This is a genomic window from Micromonospora sp. D75 (genome assembly GCF_018070405.1).
Classification (GTDB): domain Bacteria; phylum Actinomycetota; class Actinomycetes; order Mycobacteriales; family Micromonosporaceae; genus Micromonospora; species Micromonospora chalcea.
In genome coordinates this window covers 1-1,477 of record NZ_JAGPXV010000956.1, presented here as the reverse complement: position 1 = coordinate 1,477, position 1,477 = coordinate 1, and the positions used below count along the sequence as shown (strand labels likewise).

The window sequence follows — 1,477 nt, the reverse complement described above, 5'->3', positions numbered from 1 at the left end:
CGGCCGGTCCGGGAGCGGTCATACGCGCCAGGGTAGTGCCCCGGCACTCACCGGTAAGGACCTGCGGCCCGATCGCTGGCGACGACGACGATCTCACCCTCGGGGGCGGCGCTGGCGAGCGTCTCGTACGCCGACGGTTCGTCCACCGATCGGGCGAGCAGCGGCACGGCGGTGACCTTGACGTCGAACCCGCCGAGCGCCCGCCGGTACGCCCCGACCGACTCCCACTCGGTGAGCAGGCACCAGTGGTCCGGGTCGTCGAGCGCCCGCAGCAGTTCACCGCGCAGGTAGCCGGGGCGGGCGGCGAGCGCGGCCAGCGCGGCGTGCGCCTCCCGGGTGAACTCGTCCACCGTTTCGGCTTCCACCACGAACCGGTTGGTGACCAGCACGGCGTTCCTCCTCGTAGAGTTTGTGGCATGCAGCGTACGCAGAGTCCCGTGCTGTCCCGGTTGGCACGGCTCAACCCGACGGCGGTGTTCCTCGCCGTACTGGCCCTGATGCTGGTCGGCCTCTTCGCGCCCGGCCCGGCGGGCGGCGTCCTGCTGCTGGCGCTGGCCGGCGGCCTGGTGTGGCTGATGTCGGTCACCTGGCCGGTGCAGGCGCCGGCGACCCGGATGTTCCGGCTGGTGATGCTCACCCTGTTGATCGCGGTGGCGCTGGCGAAGCTCATGGTCGGCTGACGTACGGAAGCAGAGCCGAGCTGACCTGCGCTGACATGCAATCATGCGTTTTTGACAATAGTTTTCGTTGTCGCGGACAGTTGAGCCCATGACCGTTCGCGCACCCCGCCGTGTCCTGACCGCCACCGCAACCGCCCTGCTCGCCGCCGCCGGCCTGACCGCCTGCGCGGACGGCACCGGCGCCGCGAGCGAGCCGGGCAAGGTCGGCGTGGTGGCCGCGTTCTACCCGCTGCAGTTCCTGTCCGAGCGGATCGGCGGCGACACGGTCTCGGTCAGCAACCTGACCAAGCCCGGCGCGGAGCCGCACGACCTGGAACTCAACCCGCGGCAGGTCGGCCAGGTCGTCGACGCCGACGTGGTCGTCTACCTCAGCGGCTTCCAGCCGGCGGTGGACGAGGCGGTGGAGCAGAACGGCGGCGACCGCGCGTTCGACGTGGCGGGCGTGACGCCGCTGCGCGACGCCGCCGCCGGTGGCCACGACCACGACCACGAGGGCGAGGCCGGGCACTCCGGGGAGGGCAGCGGCAAGGACCCGCACGTCTGGCTCGACCCGACCCGGCTGGCCACCATCGGCGACAAGCTCGCCGAGCGCCTCGGCAAGGCCGACCCGGAGCACGCCGCCGACTACACCGCCCGCGCGGGCGCGCTGCGCGCCGAGCTGACGAAGCTGGACACCGAGTACGCCGACGGCCTGCGCACCTGCAAGCGCCGGGAGATCGTCACCAGCCACACCGCGTTCGGCTACCTCACCGAGCGCTACCAGCTGGAGCAGATCGGCATCAGCGGGCTCACCCCGG

General features: G+C 72.0%; 3 protein-coding genes. 2 read left to right on the top strand and 1 reads right to left on the bottom strand.

All coding sequences use genetic code 11. The features are described 5' to 3' along the window. Window positions 1–47: 47 nt before the first annotated feature. Window positions 48–389, bottom strand: a complete 342-nt coding sequence (locus KBX39_RS31065) for an antibiotic biosynthesis monooxygenase (protein WP_030503150.1) — start codon at window positions 387–389, stop codon at window positions 48–50. 27 nt (window positions 390–416) lie between these two features. On the opposite strand from KBX39_RS31065, the gene KBX39_RS31060 reads away from it, so the two are divergent. Together KBX39_RS31060 and KBX39_RS31055 are read left to right on the top strand one after the other, a co-directional pair. Beyond that, entirely contained in the window at window positions 417–680 is a 264-nt protein-coding gene (locus KBX39_RS31060) for a DUF6703 family protein (RefSeq protein ID WP_030503149.1), read from the top strand. 88 nt (window positions 681–768) lie between these two features. Further along, a partial coding sequence (locus tag KBX39_RS31055; RefSeq protein ID WP_210873963.1) for a metal ABC transporter substrate-binding protein occupies window positions 769–1,477 on the top strand: 709 nt, incomplete at its 3' end.